Origin of the sequence: Agrobacterium sp. a22-2 (assembly GCF_012276985.1) — a bacterium.
In the GTDB taxonomy this organism is placed as follows: domain Bacteria; phylum Pseudomonadota; class Alphaproteobacteria; order Rhizobiales; family Rhizobiaceae; genus Allorhizobium.
On sequence record NZ_JAAXMM010000064.1, the window covers coordinates 1 to 440 of the forward strand.

1 protein-coding gene is annotated in these 440 nt (G+C 31.4%); it reads right to left on the reverse strand.

Annotated features, from left to right (window positions below; genetic code table 11):
• Positions 1 to 218: 218 nt before the first annotated feature.
• On the reverse strand, positions 219 to 440 hold a 222-nt coding region (locus tag HFC70_RS26865), incomplete at its 5' end, for a hypothetical protein (protein ID WP_210259465.1).

Sequence of the window (440 nt, forward strand, 5' to 3'; positions counted from 1 at the left end):
ACCTATTACCATTACTGCTAGACATATAGCAATTATAAATGACATATGTCCTCCTAAATACCATTGAAGATTAAAGTTCCTATTAGTGAGAGAATGAATAACACGACCACATGATGAAGTTTTATCCATGTTTCAGGTACTACCGGTTGTTTAGGTTTATTTAAAGGGATGTTTTCCATGTATATACTCCACATTAGTTCATATGTGTAATATACTGTTTAAGATCTTTCAAATACACCTTTCCAATTAGTAGGTCTTGGATAGGACCTAGGTAGTGATTCAGAATGTATAATGAATCCCTCGATATCCCCTTCTTTTGTTTTAACAGCAACTATATCTTTGATAATACCTTTTATTTGTAATAAGCTATTCATAATCTCACGATAGAGTTGATCAAATCTATTTGCAATGATATTAGGATTTATTGGATAACCACAAAT